This window comes from Agrobacterium tumefaciens, from assembly GCF_005221385.1.
GTDB classification, from domain to species: domain Bacteria; phylum Pseudomonadota; class Alphaproteobacteria; order Rhizobiales; family Rhizobiaceae; genus Agrobacterium; species Agrobacterium tomkonis.
The window spans coordinates 201680-219767 of sequence record NZ_CP039904.1; the positions used below are offsets into that span (position 1 = coordinate 201680).

Sequence of the window (18088 nt, forward strand, 5' to 3'; positions counted from 1 at the left end):
AGTAGATTAGCGTATTTTTTTGGTCACACTCGTGGGCATAGGAGAAAGCGGATACGCGATTTAGTGAAACTTAATGTTGCGAACGTATGATGCGTTCTTCCTTTCCATGTTCTCCGCACGCATCGGCGAAGATCGGCAGGAACCCGCACCGGGTGCGACAGCACACGGAAAAGTGGAATAAGCAGTTACTTAATAAAGTATACGCAACACTATGGGAAAGTGCATGAAGCACACATTGGGAGAGGTGGGAGGACAGCAAGACTATCGGCGGCCGGACTCCCGGTTTTCTGATGAACTTCTTGCCCTTTACCAGCAGGAAGGTGAGCGCAGCCGCCGTGGTTCGATCAGACAGGGCCTGTGGACGGCCGTTTTCATCTATCTTCTGTTTGCCGTCACCGACATCATTCTGATACCCGACGTCGCTTTCTACGCCATCATCGCCCGTCTGGTCGTGGTCTTCTCCTCGCTGCTGACGCTGGAAATCCAGCTGCACAGGGGCGCCAGCACGGCTGCCCTCGACCTCACCTGCGCGACTGCGCTCGTCATGGGCTATATCGGCTGGCTGCTGCCTTCGCTTTTGACCGACAACCTTGAAAACATGTCCTATTACATGGTTTTCGGGGCGATCTTCATGATGGGCGCCAACCTGTTCTTTACCTTTCGTTTCCACCTGTCGCTCGTGTCATCAGGTATCATTCTCGTCACCTATTTTCTGGCGTTGACGCAGTTTCCTGAAGATGTGTTCTACAAGGTGGCTTTCGGCACCTTCTATATTTCCTGCTTCGTTTTCACCTCCTATGTGAACTGGAACCTGAACCGGGAACGGTATCACGTCTTTCTCAACGCGCTGGAGGCCAAGGCCCAGCAGAAGGCTGCGGATGAACGCGGCCAGGCGCTGCTGCGGCTTTCAAATACGGATTCGCTCACGGGCCTGCAGAACCGTCGCGCCATCGACCATCAGCTGCGCCTGCTGTGGGACAATTGGAGCAAGAAGGAGGAAGGTTTCGCCGTTCTCCTCATCGATGTCGACTTCTTCAAGAAATACAATGACCGTTATGGCCACCAGGAAGGCGACAAATGCCTGGTTACGGTGGGCAATGCGCTGCAGGATGCAATCGCCGGGCATGGCGCTTCCATCGGCCGTTATGGCGGTGAGGAGTTCATCGTTCTCGTGCCGTTCAAATCCAAGCAGCAGGTGGGCGAGCTGGCCGAAACGATCCGCCACACCGTCGAAGACCTGTCGCTTGCCCACGACCAGCGCCGGGACGGCACCTTCGTCGTCACCGTCAGCATCGGCGCGTCCTTCACCCGCGCCAATCCGGACGGCAAGCTGGAGAAAATCATCAACGAGGCCGACCGGGCGCTCTACATTGCCAAGGGCAATGGCCGCAACTGCATGAAGCTGTTCGATCCGGACGATCCGCAAACCAGCGACGAGACGGAAAACATCGCAGCGCTTCTGAAGATCGCCATTGCGGAAAACCTCATTTCCCTCGTCTACCAGCCGATCCTCAACGTCTCGACCAATGAAACGCCGGGCGCCGAAGCGCTGATGCGGCTTCGCCTGCTCGATGGCAGCGCCGTTTCGCCCGGCATCTTCATTCCGATTGCCGAGCGCACCGGTACGATCATGGAACTCGGCCTCTGGACCATCAAGACCGTCTGCAAGCAGATTCTTGCCGATGACCGGGTGGACGTGGTCAGCGTCAACGTATCCCCCATGCAGCTGAAGAATCCGGGCTTTGCCACCTCGGTTGCAGCAATCCTCGTCGAGGCCGGCATCGCCGGCAACAGGCTCGCCTTCGAGATCACCGAAGGTCTGGATATGGAGATGCATTCGGATGTGCTGCGCTGCCTGAATGACCTGAAAACGCTCGGTATCAACATCTGGCTCGATGATTTCGGAACCGGGTTTGCCGGCCTTTCCTGGCTGCGCATGACCGATTTCGACACCGTCAAGATCGACCGCTCCTTCCTGCATGACAGCAATACGCCGCGCGGCCGGGCAATGCTGCAGGACATGATCCGCCTCATCCGCAACCGTGGCCACAAAATCCTGATTGAAGGCGTGGAGACGGAAGAACAGCTGCGGCTGGTGCGCCAGCTGGAGATCGATTATGCGCAGGGCTATTATCTCGGACGCCCGGTCGTCGCCGAACGGCTGGGGGCGGCGAGAACCCCCTATCCGCGTCCCAACATGCTGCTGCGTCCCGCCTGACGGACTACGGCCCCTGCCTTAGTGATAGGCGGGCGGCACGATCGAGAATTTCGACGCCAGTTCCGCAAAGGCCGCGCGGGTAACGGGATCAACGGGCGCGCCTTCCCTTTCCCGCCTTGCCGCAACCGCCCATTCCCGGTCGCCCGGTGCCATGACCTTGCAGTCCTCGCGCGCGGGTGAGCCGCGCAGCACTTCGAGATAACGTTTCATGCCCTCATCGAACACTTCCCGTTCAAGGAAGGCTTCGGGCTTCAGCGCCAGAACGAAGGCTCCTAGTCCACGCGGCGTGGAAAAATCGGGCCCGCCCATGGGGTCTATGTCGAAACTGAGTTTCATGCCGCTGAGAACGGCGCTGAAAATCTCGACCATGCCCGCCAGCGCCGCGCCCTTGAAGCCGAAAGCGCCGCCGAGTGGCGCCAGCATTTCAACGGCATGGGGATCGCGCGTGTCGATGCCGTCACCGTCAGACGCGACACCATCAGGCAATTGCTGTTCGAGGCTGCGGTAAAGCAGAACCCGATTATAGGGCACGGCACTGGTGGCCATGTCCAGAAGCCAGGGCATGTCATCCGCCGCAGGCACGCCAACGGCAATCGGGTTGGTGCCGTGGAAGCGCATCGCGCCATCATGCAGGCGCACGAAACTGTCGGAATTGCAGACGGCAAGGCCGATATAACCCTGCCGCGCCGCTTCCAGCGCATAGGCGCCGGCAGGGCCGAAATGCGAGGAATTGCGGATCGCCACCGCGCCGATGCCGAATTTTTCGGCCAGCGTCATGGCATTGTCCATGGCCGCATAGGTGGCGCGGGCGCCGTGGGCATGGTCGGCATCGATGGTCGCCACCGCGCCGAAGCCCGAGACGCGGCGGATCTGCGGCCGCCGATTGAGACGTCCGCCTTCAAGGGCGGGAATGTAGTGGGCAAGCAGGCGCACGCCGTGGCTGTCGACGCCGAGCCTTGTGCCATGCATCATGGCGCGGGTTGCGGCATCGGCCGTCTCGTCATCCGTGCCGGCGGCCAGGAAGGTGCTGCGGCAGAACCGCTCCAGCTCATCCAGCCTTGCGAGAACGGTGGCGTTTTCATTGCTGTGCGACATGCGGGGAACCCTCCCGATTCCAGAATCCATGCCGCACAGGCTATTCACGGAGCGCGTTTTTGCAATCGAATATCGCGCCCAGCGCATCGGCCCGAAAATCGGAACGATTTTCGACAGGAACGATGTGCGGACTCTGGGTGTTAGAGCGTCCTTTGTGCGCCCGAACGGGCGCACGGCGCTCTGATAATCAAATCAGTCGTCCGTCCCCATCGCATCATAGGGATCACGCTCACCGGCGATGATCGCGCGCTTGCCGACATGGTTTGCAGGGCCGACAATACCTTCCTGCTCCATACGCTCCACCAGCGAGGCGGCGCGGTTGTAGCCGACCGACAGGCGGCGCTGGATATAGGACGTCGAGCACTTCTTGTCGCGCATCACCACCTTGACGGCCTTTTCATAGAGGTCGTCGCTGTCATCGTCGCCCATCGAAGTCTTGTCGAAGACGGCGGCATCCTCTTCCGCCTCTTCATCCGCCTCTTCGGCGTCTTCCGTGACGGTACCGAGATATTCCGGACGCCCTTGCGTCTTCAGATGTGCGACGACCTTTTCCACTTCCTCATCCGATACGAACGGACCGTGGACACGGGCGATGCGTCCGCCACCCATCATGTGCAGCATGTCGCCCTGGCCGAGCAGATGCTCCGCGCCCTGTTCGCCAAGGATGGTACGGCTGTCGATCTTCGACGTCACCTGGAAGGAGATGCGGGTCGGGAAGTTCGCCTTGATCGTGCCGGTGATGACATCGACCGAAGGACGCTGGGTGGCCATGATGAGGTGGATGCCGGCGGCACGCGCCATCTGCGCCAGGCGCTGGATCGCCCCTTCGATCTCCTTGCCCGCGACCATCATCAGGTCGGCCATCTCGTCAACGATGACGACGATGTAGGGCATGGCCGTAAGGTCCATTTCCTCCTGCTCGTAAACAGCCTCGCCGGTGGCGCGGTCAAAGCCGGTCTGCACGTTGCAGAACACCGTTTCGCCCTTGGCGCGGGCAGCGGCTGCCCTTGCATTATAACCGTCGATATTGCGCACGCCGAGACGCGACATCTTGCGATAGCGGTCTTCCATTTCGCGCACGGCCCATTTCAGCGCCATGACCGCCTTTTTCGGATCGGTAACAACCGGCGTCAACAGATGCGGAATGCCGTCATAGACCGACAGTTCGAGCATCTTCGGATCGACCATGATCAGGCGGCATTCTTCCGGCTTCAGACGGTAGAGCAGCGACAGGATCATGGTGTTGATGGCGACCGACTTGCCGGAACCGGTGGTGCCGGCAACCAGCAGATGCGGCATCTTGGCCAGTTCGGCGATGACGGGTTCGCCGCCAATGGTCTTGCCGAGGCAGAGCGCGAGCTTCTGGCGGGTTTCGGCATAATCCGTCGCTTCGATCAGTTCACGCAGATAGACCGTTTCGCGCACCGGGTTCGGTAGTTCGATGCCGATGACATTGCGGCCGGGCACGACGGCGACACGGGCCGAGAGCGCCGACATGGAGCGGGCGATATCATCGGACAGACCGATGACGCGCGAGGATTTGACGCCGGGGGCCGGCTCGAATTCGTAAAGCGTCACGACAGGGCCGGGGCGGACATCGATGATCTCACCCTTGATGCCGAAATCCTCCAGCACGCTTTCCAGAAGCCCGGCGCTCTGTTCCAACGCTTCGGGCGTCATGGTCGTGGTCTGCTGGACACGGGCTTCCTGCAGCAGATCGATGGAGGGATATTGATATTCTCCCTCGGCAAAGACCGGCGCTTCGCGGAACATCGGCTGCGAAGCCTGAATAGGTGCGCGGGGCGTGAAGCGCGGCTCTGCCGCCACTCTTGCTGCCGGCTGGCTTTCAATCGGCTGGGCCTGCTCGATCGGCCGCTGCGGCTCGACGAAGACGGGGACTTCCGTAACCGGCTGCGGCGCGATTTCCTGTTCTGCGGCCGGAGTGGCGACCGGAACGACAGCCTGACGCACACCAATTTCCCGGTAAAGCCGGATCGCGGAACCGCCCGGCACGGTGACGACCGGAGGCTCGGCTGAAAGCACGACGGCAGCGGCCGCCGACACAGAAACGGCAGGGATCGACACCGTCAGCGCCGGGTTCGTCAAAGCGGGATTTACCAGGGCGGGATTTGCCAGAGCGGGATGTGCAAGGGCCGGATCGGCAAAATTGGCCCGCAGATAGGCGGGAACGGTCTCGCCCGCTGCCACCGGCAGATCAAGCGTCATGACTTCCCAAAACAGCTCATCCGGCAGATGGGCGGCGAAGGCGGGAACGGATGCAGCCGGCATGGGGGCCTGCGCCGCAGCAACTGGCTGGACGGCAGGCAGCGACTGAACGGAGGAGAATACCCTCTGTAACGGCGCTTGCACCATGGGCGCGAATGTCGCGGCCTCCGCTGGCGCCAGTGCGGCGGCAGCGGCTTCTTCCGCCTGCTTGCGGGCAAGTTCGAGACGCAATTTATAGGTCAGCGCCCTGGCACCGCGCGCATCGGGCGGCTGCGGCAGGAACGGCATGCGCGGCGGCGGCACACGCTGCTCCGCCGGCTTTACGACCGGCTGAGCTATGGTAGCAGCGTCCTCATGTGCGACGGCCTGCTGCGCCGTCGCCTCCGGCTCCATCGTGTCCGGCGCAGCGACAGCCACGACTTCCTCTTCGAGAATATGGAGTTCTTCCGGAATATTCGGCGTCTCGACCGGCATGCGTCGACTGAAGGCGCTTTCCGGCGTGCGGGTAAAGCGCACATTGGGGCCAAGCACAAAAGCATTCTGCCAGCCGGGCATTTCGGCACGGCCTTCAATGGCGTCGGCTGCGCTGACATCGGCATTTGGACGGGGCGCGGCATTTGCCTTCATCGCCGTCTGCTGCCCGGCAACCGCCTTGCCGCCGGCATGACGGGCGTTTTCGCTCCCCTCCCCTGCGTTATTGGACGAATTCTGGAATCTGGATCGGGAGAAGCTCATGGCAGCGTGCACACTCATCATAAACGTACATATTTCGGTCTCCCTGAAATAGAAAATAAAGGTTAATTACCCCTTTCCAAACGGCGCCTCGGCGGCAGATTTCACCTCACCCACTGGCCCTTTTGGGTATGCGCCCATGGCAAAAACGAAGATCAACAATTTGTTTTCATTTAATTAAATCGATTTTTCCGCCGGCTGGGGATATTCCGCAGCAACCGGGGAAAACCAGATTGGCGTGCGTGAGGCATATTGTTTCTTCAAACTCACCCGCAACGTAAAATCATTGCTGTAAAGGCCGCGAATTAACGTGGACACTGCCGAGGTTGCAGTCTTAAGATCGGCGTGCCGCGGGCCAAGCGGAAAAGCCCGTCTCGCCCTCATTTCCGGAGTGAAATTCATGTCGCCTGTCCAGCTTTCCCGCCGCTCGCTTCTCAAGACCTCGCTTGCTCTTGCCGCAACCACGGGACTGGCGGGAATTGCCGCAGCGCAGGAGAAAGCCGCAGGCCGGCTGATCGTCGCGGCCGATTCGGAGCCGAAGAACCTCAACCCGGCCATCGTCGCCTCGAACGGCGTGTTTTATATCGCCAGCAAGATCGTCGAGCCGCTGGCGGAAGCCTCCTTTAATGGCAAGGACGGGCTTGAGCCGCGGCTTGCGACCGAATGGCAGGGATCGGATGATGGCCTCAGCGCCACCTTCAAGCTGCGCGAAGGCGTGACCTGGCATGACGGCAAGCCCTTCACCTCTGCGGATGTGGCCTTTTCGGCGCTCTCCGTGTGGAAACCGTTGCAGAACCTCGGCCGGCTGGTCTTCGCCAATCTGGAAAAGGTGGAGACACCTGATGACCACACGGCCGTCTTCCGCTTTTCCAAGCCCACGCCGTTCCAGCTCATCCGCAATGCGCTGCCAGTCGTCACCAGCGTCGTGCCGAAACATCTCTATGAAGGCACCGATATCGCCACCAATCCGGCCAACACCAAACCGGTCGGCACCGGGCCTTTCGTTTTTGCCGAATACAAACCCGGCGAATATTACCGCCTGACCCGCAACCCGAATTACTGGGACAAAGGCCAGCCGCAGCTCGAGGAAATCATCTATCGCGTCTTGCCCGACCGCGCAGGGGCCGCCTCGGCGCTGGAAGCGGAAGAAATACAGCTGGCCGCCTTCTCCGCCGTGCCGCTCGCCGATCTTGCCCGCATCGCCAAGCAGCCGGGCATCAAGGTGATTGCCGACGGCTACGAAGCGCTGACCTATCAGCTGGTGGTGGAAATCAACCACCGCCGCAAGGAACTGGCCGATCTCAAGGTCAGAAAGGCCATTGCCCACGCCATCGACAAAAAATTCGTCATCGACAAGGTGTTCCTCGGTTACGCCACGGCATCGACAGGTCCCGTGCCGAAAAACGCACCGGAATTTTACACCGACGATGTCGAAACCTATGATTTCGACGTCGCCAGGGCCAATGCCCTGCTGGATGAGGCCGGTTATGCGCGCGGACCCGACGGAAAGCGTTTCGCGCTGAAGCTTCTGCCCGCGCCCTATTTCAACGAAACCAGACAATTCGGCTCCTATCTTCGTCAGGCGCTTCAGGAAATCGGCATCGATGCCGAGCTGGTCAATAATGATGCCGCCGCCCACCAGAAGGCCGTCTATACCGACCACGCCTTCGATCTGGCCGTCGCGCCGCCGGTGTTCCGGGGCGATCCGGCAATCTCCACCACCATTCTCGTGCGCTCCGGCATTCCCGCTGGCGTCGGTTTCTCCAATCAGGGCGGATATGAGAACAAGGCGCTCGATACGCTGATCGACAAGGCGGCGGAAACCGTGGATACGACTGCGCGCACCGCGCTCTACAAGGATTTCCAGAAGCAGGTTACAGCCGATCTGCCGCTCATCAACGTCGCCGAATGGGGTTTCATCACGGTGGCGCGCGATACGGTCAAACATGTCGCCAGCAATCCGCGCTGGGCGGTTTCCAACTGGGCGGATACCGCGGTCGATAGTTGAGGCCGCGCCGTGAAACGTGCGACGTCTTTGCTGCGGCGAAGGGCACTCAGCGCCATTCCGGTGCTGCTGATCGTTCTCATCTTCACCTTCGTCCTGCTTGAAAATGCCTCCGGTGATGCGGTGGATGCCTATCTAGTTTCCATCGGCGGCGGCGATGCCGGGCTGCGGGACGCGCTGCGCGAGCAATATGGCCTCAACGGTTCGATGCTCGCCCGTTTCTGGCTTTATGCCAGTTCGGTGCTGCGGCTCGATCTTGGCTGGTCGCTTGCCTTTGACCGGCCGGTGCTGGGGCTGATCCTTGAGCGGCTGCCGAACACGCTGTTGTTGATGGGCAGTGCCACGGCACTCGCCTTCATCCTCGGCACCGCGCTCGGCATCGTCGCCGGCGCGCGTCCCGGCGGGCTGACGGACCGCGTACTCTCCACCTTGTCGCTCACGCTTTACGCCACACCCGGCTTCTGGCTCGGCCTCGTTCTGGCCATCGTCTTTGCCGTGCAGCTTCGCTGGCTGCCAACCTCGGGCATAGAAACCATCGCCTCGGGCAAACAGGGATTTGCAAGGGCGCTGGATATTGCCCGCCATCTCGTGCTGCCAGTCGCCAGCCTCGGCCTCATCTATCTGGCGCTGTTCCTGCGCGTCATGCGCACCGCCATGGCGGCAGTCTGGCCGCTGGATTTCGTGCTCTTTGCCGCGTCCAAGGGGCTTTCCAGACGGCGCATCGTGTTGCGTCACGTTGCCCGCAACGCGGCGCTGCCGCTCATCACTGTGCTTGGCCTGCAGGCCGCCACCATGCTGGGCGGCAGCGTGGTGATCGAAAGCGTCTTTGCCATTCCGGGTTTCGGCCGGCTGGCGCAGGAGGCTGTCAGCGGCCGCGATACGCCGCTCCTGATGGGCATTATCCTCACCAGCGCCGTCTTCGTCATCCTCGTCAATCTCGTCGTCGACATTCTCTATTCCGTTCTCGATCCGCGCATCGGCAGCGGGGAGAGTGCGGCATGAATTTCGTTCTCCGGCTCCTGCGCAGCTTCGAAGGTGTGACGGGCACCGTCATCCTCACATTGCTGGCGGTGACCGCGCTTTCCGCTCCACTCCTGTTCCCCGGTGACCCGCTGGCGATCGTCGGCGAGCCGCTGATTGCGCCCTTTACGGATGTCGCCCTGCCGCTCGGCACCGACCGGCTGGGCCGCAATGTGCTGGCCGAACTTGCCCATGGCGCGCAGGCATCGCTGCTCGTCGGCATGGGTGCGGCCGCCGCAGCACTTGTTTTCGGCACCGTTATCGGCACGATTGCCGGTTTTGCCGGCGGCCTCGTGGATGAAGCGCTGATGCGCGTCACCGATGCCTTCCAGATCGTGCCGAACTTCCTGCTGGCGCTTGCCTTCGTCAGCACCATCGGCCCCTCCATGCCGACAGTCATTCTGGCCATTGCGCTCGGCGCATGGGCGGATCCGGCACGGCTGATGCGGGCGCAGGTGCTGAGCATCCGCGAGCGCGATTATGTGCAATCCGCCCGCGCCATCGGCATGCATCCGCTGGAAATCGCCTTCCGGCAAATATTGCCCAATGCCCTGCCGCCGGTTCTGGCGCTCGCCGCCATCATCGTCGCCGCCGCCATCCTCACCGAGGCCGCGCTCTCCTTCCTCGGGCTTGGCGATCCCAATATCGTCACCTGGGGTTCGATGATCGCGGAAGGACGCAACGTGCTCCGCTCAGCGGCGTTCCTGTCCGTCATCCCCGGCATCGGCCTGCTGGTCACGGTACTCGGCGTCTACCTTCTCGGAGAAGGCATCAACAGGGCGATGGCAACGAGGAGGCAAGCGCCATGAGCGGCAACGCCCTTTGCCGGATCGACGACCTCAGCGTCCGCTACACCGCGGCCGACAGCCCGGCGCTGTGCAAGGTTTCCCTGACGATACGGCAGGGACAAAGGCTGGCGATCATCGGCGAAAGCGGCTCGGGCAAATCCACACTCGGCAAGGCAATCGCCGGTCTTCTTCCCAGAACAGTACGGGTCTCGGGCGATATATCCTGGAGCCGCGACAGTGGTCTTTTCACCGGCAGGCCGATGCCGGGGCGCGATATCGGCACGATCTTTCAGGATACCGGCGCGACGCTGAACCCGGTCCTGACCATCGGCGAACAGGTGGCCGAAGGCGCGGTGCGGCATCTCGGTCTCTCCTGGAAAGCGGCGCGCGATCTTGGCCGCGATCTTCTGGAAAAGGTGCGGCTGCCGCATCCCTCCCATCTGCTCTCCGCCTATCCGCACCAGCTTTCCGGCGGACAGAGGCAACGTGTGGCGATTGCCGCCGCCATTGCGGCGCGCCCTTCGATCCTGATTGCCGACGAGGCGACGAGCGCGCTCGACACGGTGACCCAGGCGGCCATCGCCACCCTTCTCGATGATCTCGTGCGCGAGGAAGAAAGGACGCTTGTTTTCATCACCCATGATATCGGTCTTGCCTCCAGCCTTGCCGACGACATCGCGGTTTTAAGCGCCGGAGAGCTGGTGGAACACGGCCCGGCCCGTCGGGTGCTTTCCGCGCCCGCGCATGCCTACACCCGGACCCTGCTTGCCGATTACCTCGATCTTTCGACCCCGCCGCTCGTCAGCGAGGCCGCGCCATGAACGAAACCCTTCTGAGCGTGGATGGCCTTTGCAAAAACTACCGCACCGGCGCAAGAACGGTGACGGCGCTCTCCGATATCTCGTTTTCGCTCAAGCGTGGCGAGACGCTGGGGCTTGCCGGCCCCTCCGGCTGCGGGAAATCGACACTGGCGCGCATCCTCATGCGGCTGATCCCCGCCGACGAAGGCGCGGTCCGTTTTGAAAACCGCAACTGGCTTGCACTCGGCGGCAGCGCATTGCGCGCCGCCCGGCAACAGATGCAGATGGTGTTTCAGGATACGCATGGTGCCTTCAACCCCCGCGCAACCGTCGAAGATGCCATAGGCGAGCCGTTGCGCATTCACCGCATCGTTCAGAGGCGTGACCGCCCGGCGGAAATACACCGCCTTCTCGACCGTGTCGGCCTGCCCGCCGCCTATGCCGGCCGCTCCGTTTTCGAACTTTCGGGCGGGCAGAGGCAGCGTGTGGCGATTGCGCGCGCCATTGCGCCCAAACCGTCGCTTCTCATTCTGGACGAAGCGGTCTCGGCGCTCGATGTTTCGGTTCGCCGGCAGATTCTCGAACTTCTGGTGGAAATACAGCGGGAAACGGCGATTTCCTGTATTTTCGTGTCCCACGATCTCGCCGTCATCCGCGCCGTCTGCCACCGTGTCGCGATCATGGAGACGGGTCGGATCGTCGAAATCGGCGGGACCGGGGCCATCATTTCCGCGCCGCAATCCTCAACCGCCAGAAGCCTGATCGCCGCTGCCCCTCGGCTCACCACCACCATGCAAGGATAAGACATGCCCGCCCCGGATTACGCATTGCTCCTCGACCCGCCCGCTTTCCCGGCCGAACGTTACGCCATGCTGGCCGACCGGCTGGCGGCCCTGATGGGCACAAAAAACGACGTGCTGCTGATACAGGCGGAAGCCGTGCTGGCGCTGGAGGCGGCGGCGACAAGCCTTGCGCGGCCGGGGCTGAGGGCGCTCAACATCGTCACCAGCCCCTATGGCGCATGGTTCGGCGGCTGGCTGGAGCGCGGCGGCGCGACGGTGCGCAACCTGACGGCCAGCCCGGCAAAGCCGGTGACGCTGGCCGAGGTGGAACGGGCGCTGGATGAAGGGCCGGGTTTCGATCTTCTCGCCATCGTGCATGCGGAATCGGCAAGCGGCATTCTCAACCCCCTGCCCGCCATCGCCGCGCTCGCGCAGGCCAGAGGCGTTATCACCCTTGTCGATGCCGTCGCCTCGATTGGCGGCCATGCCTTCGAGGTCGACAGGCTGGGCATTGATATCGCTGTCATCGGGCCGCAGAAGGCGCTGGCTGGCCCGGCCGGCATATCGGCCATCTCGGTCAGCCCAGAAGCGTGGGAACTTCTTTCGCACGACAAGGCGCCCAGCAACTCCATGCTCTCGCTTCTCGACCAGAAACAGCTCTGGCTGGATGCCGGCCGCGGCGCGCTGCCCGGAACGCCGGCGCCGCTGGAATTCTACGCGCTGGAGGCGGCGCTCGACAGGATTGAGGCGGAGGGTCTGCCAGCCGCCAATGAGCGCCACGAGCGGGCAGCGGCGGCCACCCGTCATGGCATCAGGGCACTCGGCATTCCCACTTGGGTGGAAGACGCGCACGCATCAGCCCTCGTTTCCACGGCGATCCTGCCGGATACCGTCGAAGCCGGAGCGTTTCTCGCCGCCATATCCAAGGAGCATGGCGCGGATATTTCCGCCGGCGTCGGCCCCGGCGCGGAGCGGCTGATAAGGCTCAACCACACCGGCCGGCGCGCGCATCCGCAAGCGGTGAAAGCCAATATCGCAGCCGTCTCAAGCGCCCTGAAAAACCTCGGCCATGCCACCGATACCGATTCCGCACTGCAAGCGGCTGCAAAGAGCTATTCCGAGGCCGCTTCGAAAGAGGTTTGACGGTACCGACAAACATTCATTGCGTGAAATCCGGCACCGGTGGAACGTCAATCACGACATTGTTGTTAAAAATAGTAGACAAATTCCGTGGCCAATCTTGACGAAATCATGGCAACGCGCGAAACTTAACACACCGTTAACTCGCGTGAAGAAGGGAACTGGCCATGGTAGCAGGGTTCAACATGCTCTCCTTTGACCTCTTTGGCATCGGCCGAAGAATGCCCGTCGTCAATGAGCGGGTGGAGACCGAGTTTCAGGACAAAACACCGCGCAGACCGGACGATGAACAGCATGATGACGACCGTGACCAGGAATATGAACTGTTCTTCTGGTCGCTTTATCCGGTGATCTAAATCACCCGCAGTGGCTCGCTGGCATGAACCTTGCCAAGAACGGCAGGTTCATTCAATGATTGCCACATGCCGTCTGGAAATGAAAAGAACTCTGCAAACAGAGACTTGTTGCTCCTGCGCCGCCTGCTGCGCGCCAGGGATCATATGGACGCGGCACCGCATGAGGCATGGCCCGTTTCACGCCTTGCAAAAGTCAGCGGTGCCTCGCAGGCGCATTTCGCAAGATCGTTTCGCGATGCCTTCGGCATACCCCCTCACCGCTATCTGCTGACCCGCCGGGTGGAGCGCGCCGTGGCGCTTTTGCGCGACACCGACTTTCCAGTCATCGACATCGCCTTGCAGACCGGCTGGAACAGCATCGGCACATTTGGCCGCGTCTTCCGCGATGTAACCGGTGAGAACCCGAGCGAAGTGCGACGACAAATGCGGCTTTCGCCTGCCAATTTCGAGCAGGTTCCCCATTGCTTCGTCAGCGCCGCCCACCGCCCCCATCTCACAATCGCAGTTTCGGAGAAGCGCCGACAGGCGAAAGGCGCTACGCATGGTGAGTGAAAGGGAGATAGCTCATGAAAAATGGTGTTCAAGTCGTCGGGCTTTACGTTCATGACCAGGACGAGGCGCTGCAATTTTATGTCGAAAAACTTGGATTTCGTGTGCATACGGACGCACGCAACGGCGATTATCGCTGGTTGACCGTGCAGCATCCGGACCAGCCGGATTTTCAGCTCGGCCTGTTTCGGCCGCAGACTCCGACCGTTGACGAGGCGACGGCGCAGGATCTGAACGAAGCCGTGGCCAAGGGCGCCATGCCGCCTTTGGTTCTGGTGGTCGAGGATTGCCAGAAGGCCTTTAACGCCATGCACAAACGCGGCGTCGAATTCACCCAGGAACCGATCACGCGTTACGGCTCGGTGGATGCGAGTTTCCGCGACCCTTCCGGCAATGGCTGGAAGCTCGTTCAGGCCCGTTGAGGCAACCGTGTGTCACATTCCATCATGGATGCTTTTTCTTGGGGGCGACTTTGATCTTGCAAAAATGGATAAGGCAGAGCCATCGGTGGTTGGGCATTCTGCTGACCGTCACCATTCTGGCGAACTTCGCTTCGATGGCTTTCGGCCCGACACCACCGGTGATCGTTTATGCCCCGCTTCTTCCGCTGACTTTGCTTGTCGCCAGCGGGCTCTACATGTTCTTCCTGCCTTATCTGGGAAAGCCACTCTCCCATTCGAAGGAGTAGGCAGGCGGGCGACGAGGCGCTGTATGTCTCACACATCAGGAACATTACGGCGGTTTTGAAGAGCGACGCTTATCGAATGTCCGAAAATATTTCAGCCCCGGGGCGGCACCCCGGGGCTGATTTTTAGCTGTTTTTTAAAAGCGATCGGCCGAAACGGCCTTGCCTTTAGTGGTTGTCGCGCGGCAGGCCCTTGGTCTGGGCGATGCGCTGATACTTCACGGCCGGTTCCAGAACCGCGCCGGTTTCCATCTGGCTGACGATGCCGCGCTGGATTTCCTGCCATGGCGTCTGGTGGTCCGGGAACTTGTAACCGCCTTCGGCCGAAAGCGCCTCGTAACGCTTGGCCAGTTCTTCACCTGAAATCAGGATATCCGCCTTGCCGCGGCCCACATCGATGCGGACGCGGTCGCCGGTCTGCAGGATGGCGAGACCGCCGCCGGCTGCTGCTTCCGGAGACGCATTGAGGATGGACGGGCTGCCCGACGTGCCGGACTGGCGGCCGTCACCGATGCAGGGCAGCGAACTGACGCCTTGCTTCAGAAGATAATCCGGTGCGCGCATGTTCACCACTTCCGCTGCACCCGGATAACCGATCGGGCCTGCACCGCGCATGAACAGGACGGTGTTGGCGTCGATGCCGAGCGACGGATCGTCGATGCGGTGATGGTAATCTTCCGGACCGTCGAACACCACGGCACGGCCTTCAAAGGCTTCCGGATCGTTCGGGTTGGAAAGGTAGCGGCCACGGAATTCTTCCGAGATCACGCTCGTCTTCATGATGGCGGAGGAGAACAGATTGCCGCGCAGAACGCGGAAGCCGGCACGCTCCTTGAGCGGCTGCTCATAGGGGCGGATGACCTTTTCGTCTTCGATGATCGCGCCACGGCAATTGTCGCCGATGGTCTTGCCGTTGACGGTCATGGCATCTTCCATGATCAGCCCCTGGGTCATCAGCTGGTTGACGACTGCGGGAACGCCACCGGCATGGTAATAATCCTCGCCGAGATATTCACCGGCCGGCTGCAGGTTGACGAGCAGCGGCACGTCTTCGCCATAGGTCTGCCAGTCATCGACCGTCAGCTCGACACCGACGTGGCGGGCAAGGCCGTTCAGATGGATCGGCGCATTGGTGGAGCCGCCGATGGCCGAATTGACGCGGATGGCGTTGATGAAGGCGTCCTTGGTCATGATATCGGAAGGCTTGAGGTCTTCCTTGACCATTTCGACGATACGCAGGCCGGTGAGGTAGGAGACTTCCTGACGGTCACGGTAAGGCGCCGGAATGGCGGCGGAGCCCGGAAGCTGCATGCCGAGCGCTTCGGCCAGCGAGTTCATGGTCGTTGCCGTGCCCATGGTGTTGCAATAACCGGTGGACGGCGCCGACGAGGCGACGAGCTTGACGAAGCCCTGATAGTCGATCTCGCCCTTGGCCAGCAGTTCGCGCGCCTTCCAGACGATGGTGCCTGAGCCGGTGCGTTCGCCACGGAACCAGCCGTTCAGCATGGGACCGACGGAAAGGGCGATGGCCGGAATGTTGACGGTGGCCGCCGCCATAAGACAGGCAGGCGTGGTCTTGTCACAGCCGATGGTCAGAACGACGCCATCGAGCGGATAGCCATAAAGCACTTCCACGAGGCCGAGATAGGCAAGGTTACGGTCAAGGCCGGCGGTCGGGCGCTTGCCTGTTTCCTGGATCGGATGGACCGGAAATTCAATCGCGATGCCGCCGGCTTCGCGGATGCCTTCGCGCAGGCGGTTTGCCAGTTCCAGATGGTGACGGTTGCACGGCGAAAGATCCGAACCGGTCTGGGCAATGCCGATGATCGGGCGGTCGGACTGAAGCTCGGCCTGGCTCAGACCAAAATTCATGTAACGCTCGAGATAAAGTGCCGTCATATCCGCATTGGCGGGGTTGTCGAACCACGCGCGCGAACGAAGCTTGCCTTGGGTTGCAGGCAGATTGTCGGATTTGGTCATGATGCAGGTCTCCAGCCGGAAGTGGCCAACGGTAAAATATTACGAAATGCGACAAGCTTATGTTGTGCGCAAGGAAAATGGAATCAGCTTTCGGAGATCACGCATAACCGACAGAGCCGGTCCAGACGAGTGGATCGGCACCGTTCTTCGGCTTTAGCCGAATATTTTTCGGTGCTTACGATGATACCGGCTATGTGCAACGGTCTCTCCCTCCCTGCCCTGGCGGATAGCGACTGGCCTTGGGCGCCACGCTCCGTTTCAAGCTGATCTATTTATTTGTATTACTATTAGATGTCATCTTGGCCTGTCAAGGCGGATTGGGCGCCATTTCGAATGCATTTTCGAAGCGAAAAAAGATGAGTAAAACACGCATAAATCTTTGATTCATTGGAATTTAAGGTGAAATTTCGTTCCAGCTGACATCAAGCAAATTTCGAAAGCGCTAAAAAACCACTTTTCAAGAGTATTACTATATGCTCATAGTATCGCCGTCACGCTGACATCATCTCTGGGAGGATAAGATGAGAAAAGCTCTTGCGGCATTCACTGTCGCCGTTTCCGCATGCCTTGCATCCAGTGTTTCCGCACAATCGCTTACCGTCGGTTTCTCGCAGATCGGCTCGGAATCCGGATGGCGCGCGGCTGAAACCACAGTCACCAAACAGCAGGCCGAAAAGCGCGGCGTCACGCTGAAATTCGCCGACGCACAGCAGAAGCAGGAAAACCAGATCAAGGCGGTGCGCGGCTTTATCGCGCAGGGTGTCGATGCAATCCTGATCGCGCCCGTTGTCGCCACCGGCTGGGACGCGGTGCTGAAGGAAGCCAAGGAAGAAAAAATCCCCGTCATCCTGCTCGACCGCCAGATCGAGGCGCCTGATGATCTTTACCTGACCGCCGTGACCTCCGATCAGGTGCACGAAGGCAAGGTTGCCGGCGACTGGCTGGTCAAGGATGTCGGCTCCAAGGATTGCAAGGTGGTGGAATTGCAGGGCACGACCGGCTCTTCGCCCGCCATCAACCGCAAGAAGGGTTTCGAGCAGGCCATCGAATCCCACAAGAACATCAAGATCGTGCGCTCGCAGACGGGTGACTTCACCCGCACCAAGGGCAAGGAAGTGATGGAAAGCTTCATCAAGGCCGAAGGCGGTGGCAAGGATATCTGTGCCGTCTACGCCCATAATGACGACATGGCCGTCGGCGCCATCCAGGCGATCAAGGAAGCCGGCCTGAAGCCCGGAACCGACATCAAGATCGTCTCCATCGACGCCGTGCCTGACATCTTCAAGGCCATGGCGGATGGCGAGGCCAATGCGACGGTGGAACTGACGCCGGACATGGCAGGTCCTGCCTTCGACGCGCTTGAAGCCTATCTGAAGGACAAGAAGGCGCCTGCGAAGTGGATCCAGACGGAATCCAAGCTTTATACGGCGTCCGATGACCCGATGAAGGTTTACGAGGCGAAGAAGGGCCTGGGGTACTGAGCCATGTCTTCGGAGGGAGCGGCGCATGGTTTGCGCCGTTTCCGCCCAGGCTGCAGAACGATCACATATGAAGCGAGCGGATGAGACTTGCTTCTTCTCCCCGCCGGGGAGAAGTCCGCGGCAGCGGGATGAGGGGGCAAGCTCTCCGAAATCCGGCAACGTTGCCCCCTCATCCGACCCTTCGGGCCACCTTCTCCCCGACGGGGAGAAGAAACAGGCGGCATCCGCTCA

The 18088-nt window shown here is 61.0% G+C and carries 16 protein-coding genes; 12 read left to right on the plus strand and 4 right to left on the minus strand.

The window, feature by feature from the left end; genetic code table 11:
• Positions 1–223 precede the first annotated feature (223 nt).
• Positions 224–2218, plus strand: coding sequence for a putative bifunctional diguanylate cyclase/phosphodiesterase (locus CFBP6623_RS16140; RefSeq protein WP_046800855.1), 1995 nt, complete (start codon positions 224–226; stop codon positions 2216–2218).
• Between the two features lie 18 nt (positions 2219–2236).
• Here CFBP6623_RS16140 and CFBP6623_RS16145 read toward each other — a convergent pair whose 3' ends face one another.
• The 3 genes from CFBP6623_RS16145 to CFBP6623_RS26855 form a co-directional block, all read right to left on the minus strand.
• Positions 2237–3313 (minus strand): Ldh family oxidoreductase, encoded by a 1077-nt coding sequence (locus CFBP6623_RS16145; RefSeq protein WP_046800854.1) that lies wholly within the window; start codon positions 3311–3313, stop codon positions 2237–2239.
• A 192-nt stretch (positions 3314–3505) separates the two neighbouring features.
• A complete protein-coding gene (locus tag CFBP6623_RS16150) occupies positions 3506–6295 on the minus strand; it encodes a DNA translocase FtsK (RefSeq protein ID WP_046800852.1) in 2790 nt (929 codons plus the stop codon).
• Between the two features lie 153 nt (positions 6296–6448).
• Entirely contained in the window at positions 6449–6673 is a 225-nt protein-coding gene (locus CFBP6623_RS26855) for a hypothetical protein (protein ID WP_162249040.1), read from the minus strand.
• Between CFBP6623_RS26855 and CFBP6623_RS16155 the strand changes: the two genes are divergently transcribed.
• From CFBP6623_RS16155 to CFBP6623_RS16200, 10 genes are all read left to right on the plus strand, one after another.
• Entirely contained in the window at positions 6672–8279 is a 1608-nt protein-coding gene (locus CFBP6623_RS16155; protein WP_046800851.1) for an ABC transporter substrate-binding protein, read from the plus strand. The two genes, CFBP6623_RS26855 and CFBP6623_RS16155, sit on opposite strands and share 2 nt — an antisense overlap.
• A gap of 9 nt (positions 8280–8288) precedes the next feature.
• Entirely contained in the window at positions 8289–9278 is a 990-nt protein-coding gene (locus tag CFBP6623_RS16160; RefSeq protein WP_046800850.1) for an ABC transporter permease, read from the plus strand.
• A complete protein-coding gene (locus CFBP6623_RS16165; protein WP_046800849.1) occupies positions 9275–10105 on the plus strand; it encodes an ABC transporter permease in 831 nt (276 codons plus the stop codon). The genes CFBP6623_RS16160 and CFBP6623_RS16165 overlap by 4 nt, the downstream gene beginning before the upstream one ends.
• Positions 10102–10905 carry an ABC transporter ATP-binding protein gene (locus tag CFBP6623_RS16170; protein WP_046800848.1) on the plus strand — a complete coding sequence of 268 codons (804 nt, stop codon included), beginning with the start codon at positions 10102–10104 and terminating at the stop codon, positions 10903–10905. The genes CFBP6623_RS16165 and CFBP6623_RS16170 overlap by 4 nt, the downstream gene beginning before the upstream one ends.
• Positions 10902–11687, plus strand: a complete 786-nt coding sequence (locus CFBP6623_RS16175; protein WP_080842775.1) for an ABC transporter ATP-binding protein — start codon at positions 10902–10904, stop codon at positions 11685–11687. The genes CFBP6623_RS16170 and CFBP6623_RS16175 overlap by 4 nt, the downstream gene beginning before the upstream one ends.
• Before the next feature lie 3 nt (positions 11688–11690).
• Entirely contained in the window at positions 11691–12809 is a 1119-nt protein-coding gene (locus CFBP6623_RS16180; RefSeq protein ID WP_046800846.1) for a pyridoxal-phosphate-dependent aminotransferase family protein, read from the plus strand.
• A gap of 164 nt (positions 12810–12973) precedes the next feature.
• Positions 12974–13162, plus strand: coding sequence for a hypothetical protein (locus CFBP6623_RS26860; RefSeq protein WP_046800845.1), 189 nt, complete (start codon positions 12974–12976; stop codon positions 13160–13162).
• Between the two features lie 105 nt (positions 13163–13267).
• Positions 13268–13714 carry a helix-turn-helix domain-containing protein gene (locus CFBP6623_RS16190; protein WP_408606481.1) on the plus strand — a complete coding sequence of 149 codons (447 nt, stop codon included), beginning with the start codon at positions 13268–13270 and terminating at the stop codon, positions 13712–13714.
• A gap of 14 nt (positions 13715–13728) precedes the next feature.
• Positions 13729–14133 (plus strand): VOC family protein, encoded by a 405-nt coding sequence (locus CFBP6623_RS16195; RefSeq protein WP_046800843.1) that lies wholly within the window; start codon positions 13729–13731, stop codon positions 14131–14133.
• 56 nt (positions 14134–14189) lie between these two features.
• A complete protein-coding gene (locus CFBP6623_RS16200) occupies positions 14190–14399 on the plus strand; it encodes a hypothetical protein (RefSeq protein ID WP_404801046.1) in 210 nt (69 codons plus the stop codon).
• A 165-nt stretch (positions 14400–14564) separates the two neighbouring features.
• On the opposite strand, the gene CFBP6623_RS16205 is transcribed toward CFBP6623_RS16200, so the two are convergent.
• Entirely contained in the window at positions 14565–16376 is a 1812-nt protein-coding gene (locus CFBP6623_RS16205) for an IlvD/Edd family dehydratase (RefSeq protein WP_046800841.1), read from the minus strand.
• A 521-nt stretch (positions 16377–16897) separates the two neighbouring features.
• On the opposite strand from CFBP6623_RS16205, the gene ytfQ reads away from it, so the two are divergent.
• Complete coding sequence (gene ytfQ, locus CFBP6623_RS16210; protein ID WP_046800840.1) at positions 16898–17857, plus strand: galactofuranose ABC transporter, galactofuranose-binding protein YtfQ; 960 nt, start codon at positions 16898–16900, stop codon at positions 17855–17857.
• The last annotated feature ends 231 nt before the right edge of the window (positions 17858–18088 follow it).

Coding starts and splice junctions, on each gene's coding strand:
- CFBP6623_RS16140 (WP_046800855.1), top strand. CDS start 224: ATGAAGCACACATTGGGAGAGGTGGGAGGACAGCAAGACTATCGGCGG.
- CFBP6623_RS16145 (WP_046800854.1), bottom strand. CDS start 3,313: ATGTCGCACAGCAATGAAAACGCCACCGTTCTCGCAAGGCTGGATGAG.
- CFBP6623_RS16150 (WP_046800852.1), bottom strand. CDS start 6,295: ATGATGAGTGTGCACGCTGCCATGAGCTTCTCCCGATCCAGATTCCAG.
- CFBP6623_RS16155 (WP_046800851.1), top strand. CDS start 6,672: ATGTCGCCTGTCCAGCTTTCCCGCCGCTCGCTTCTCAAGACCTCGCTT.
- CFBP6623_RS26855 (WP_162249040.1), bottom strand. CDS start 6,673: ATGAATTTCACTCCGGAAATGAGGGCGAGACGGGCTTTTCCGCTTGGC.
- CFBP6623_RS16165 (WP_046800849.1), top strand. CDS start 9,275: ATGAATTTCGTTCTCCGGCTCCTGCGCAGCTTCGAAGGTGTGACGGGC.
- CFBP6623_RS16170 (WP_046800848.1), top strand. CDS start 10,102: ATGAGCGGCAACGCCCTTTGCCGGATCGACGACCTCAGCGTCCGCTAC.
- CFBP6623_RS16175 (WP_080842775.1), top strand. CDS start 10,902: ATGAACGAAACCCTTCTGAGCGTGGATGGCCTTTGCAAAAACTACCGC.
- CFBP6623_RS16180 (WP_046800846.1), top strand. CDS start 11,691: ATGCCCGCCCCGGATTACGCATTGCTCCTCGACCCGCCCGCTTTCCCG.
- CFBP6623_RS26860 (WP_046800845.1), top strand. CDS start 12,974: ATGGTAGCAGGGTTCAACATGCTCTCCTTTGACCTCTTTGGCATCGGC.
- CFBP6623_RS16195 (WP_046800843.1), top strand. CDS start 13,729: ATGAAAAATGGTGTTCAAGTCGTCGGGCTTTACGTTCATGACCAGGAC.
- CFBP6623_RS16205 (WP_046800841.1), bottom strand. CDS start 16,376: ATGACCAAATCCGACAATCTGCCTGCAACCCAAGGCAAGCTTCGTTCG.
- ytfQ (WP_046800840.1), top strand. CDS start 16,898: ATGAGAAAAGCTCTTGCGGCATTCACTGTCGCCGTTTCCGCATGCCTT.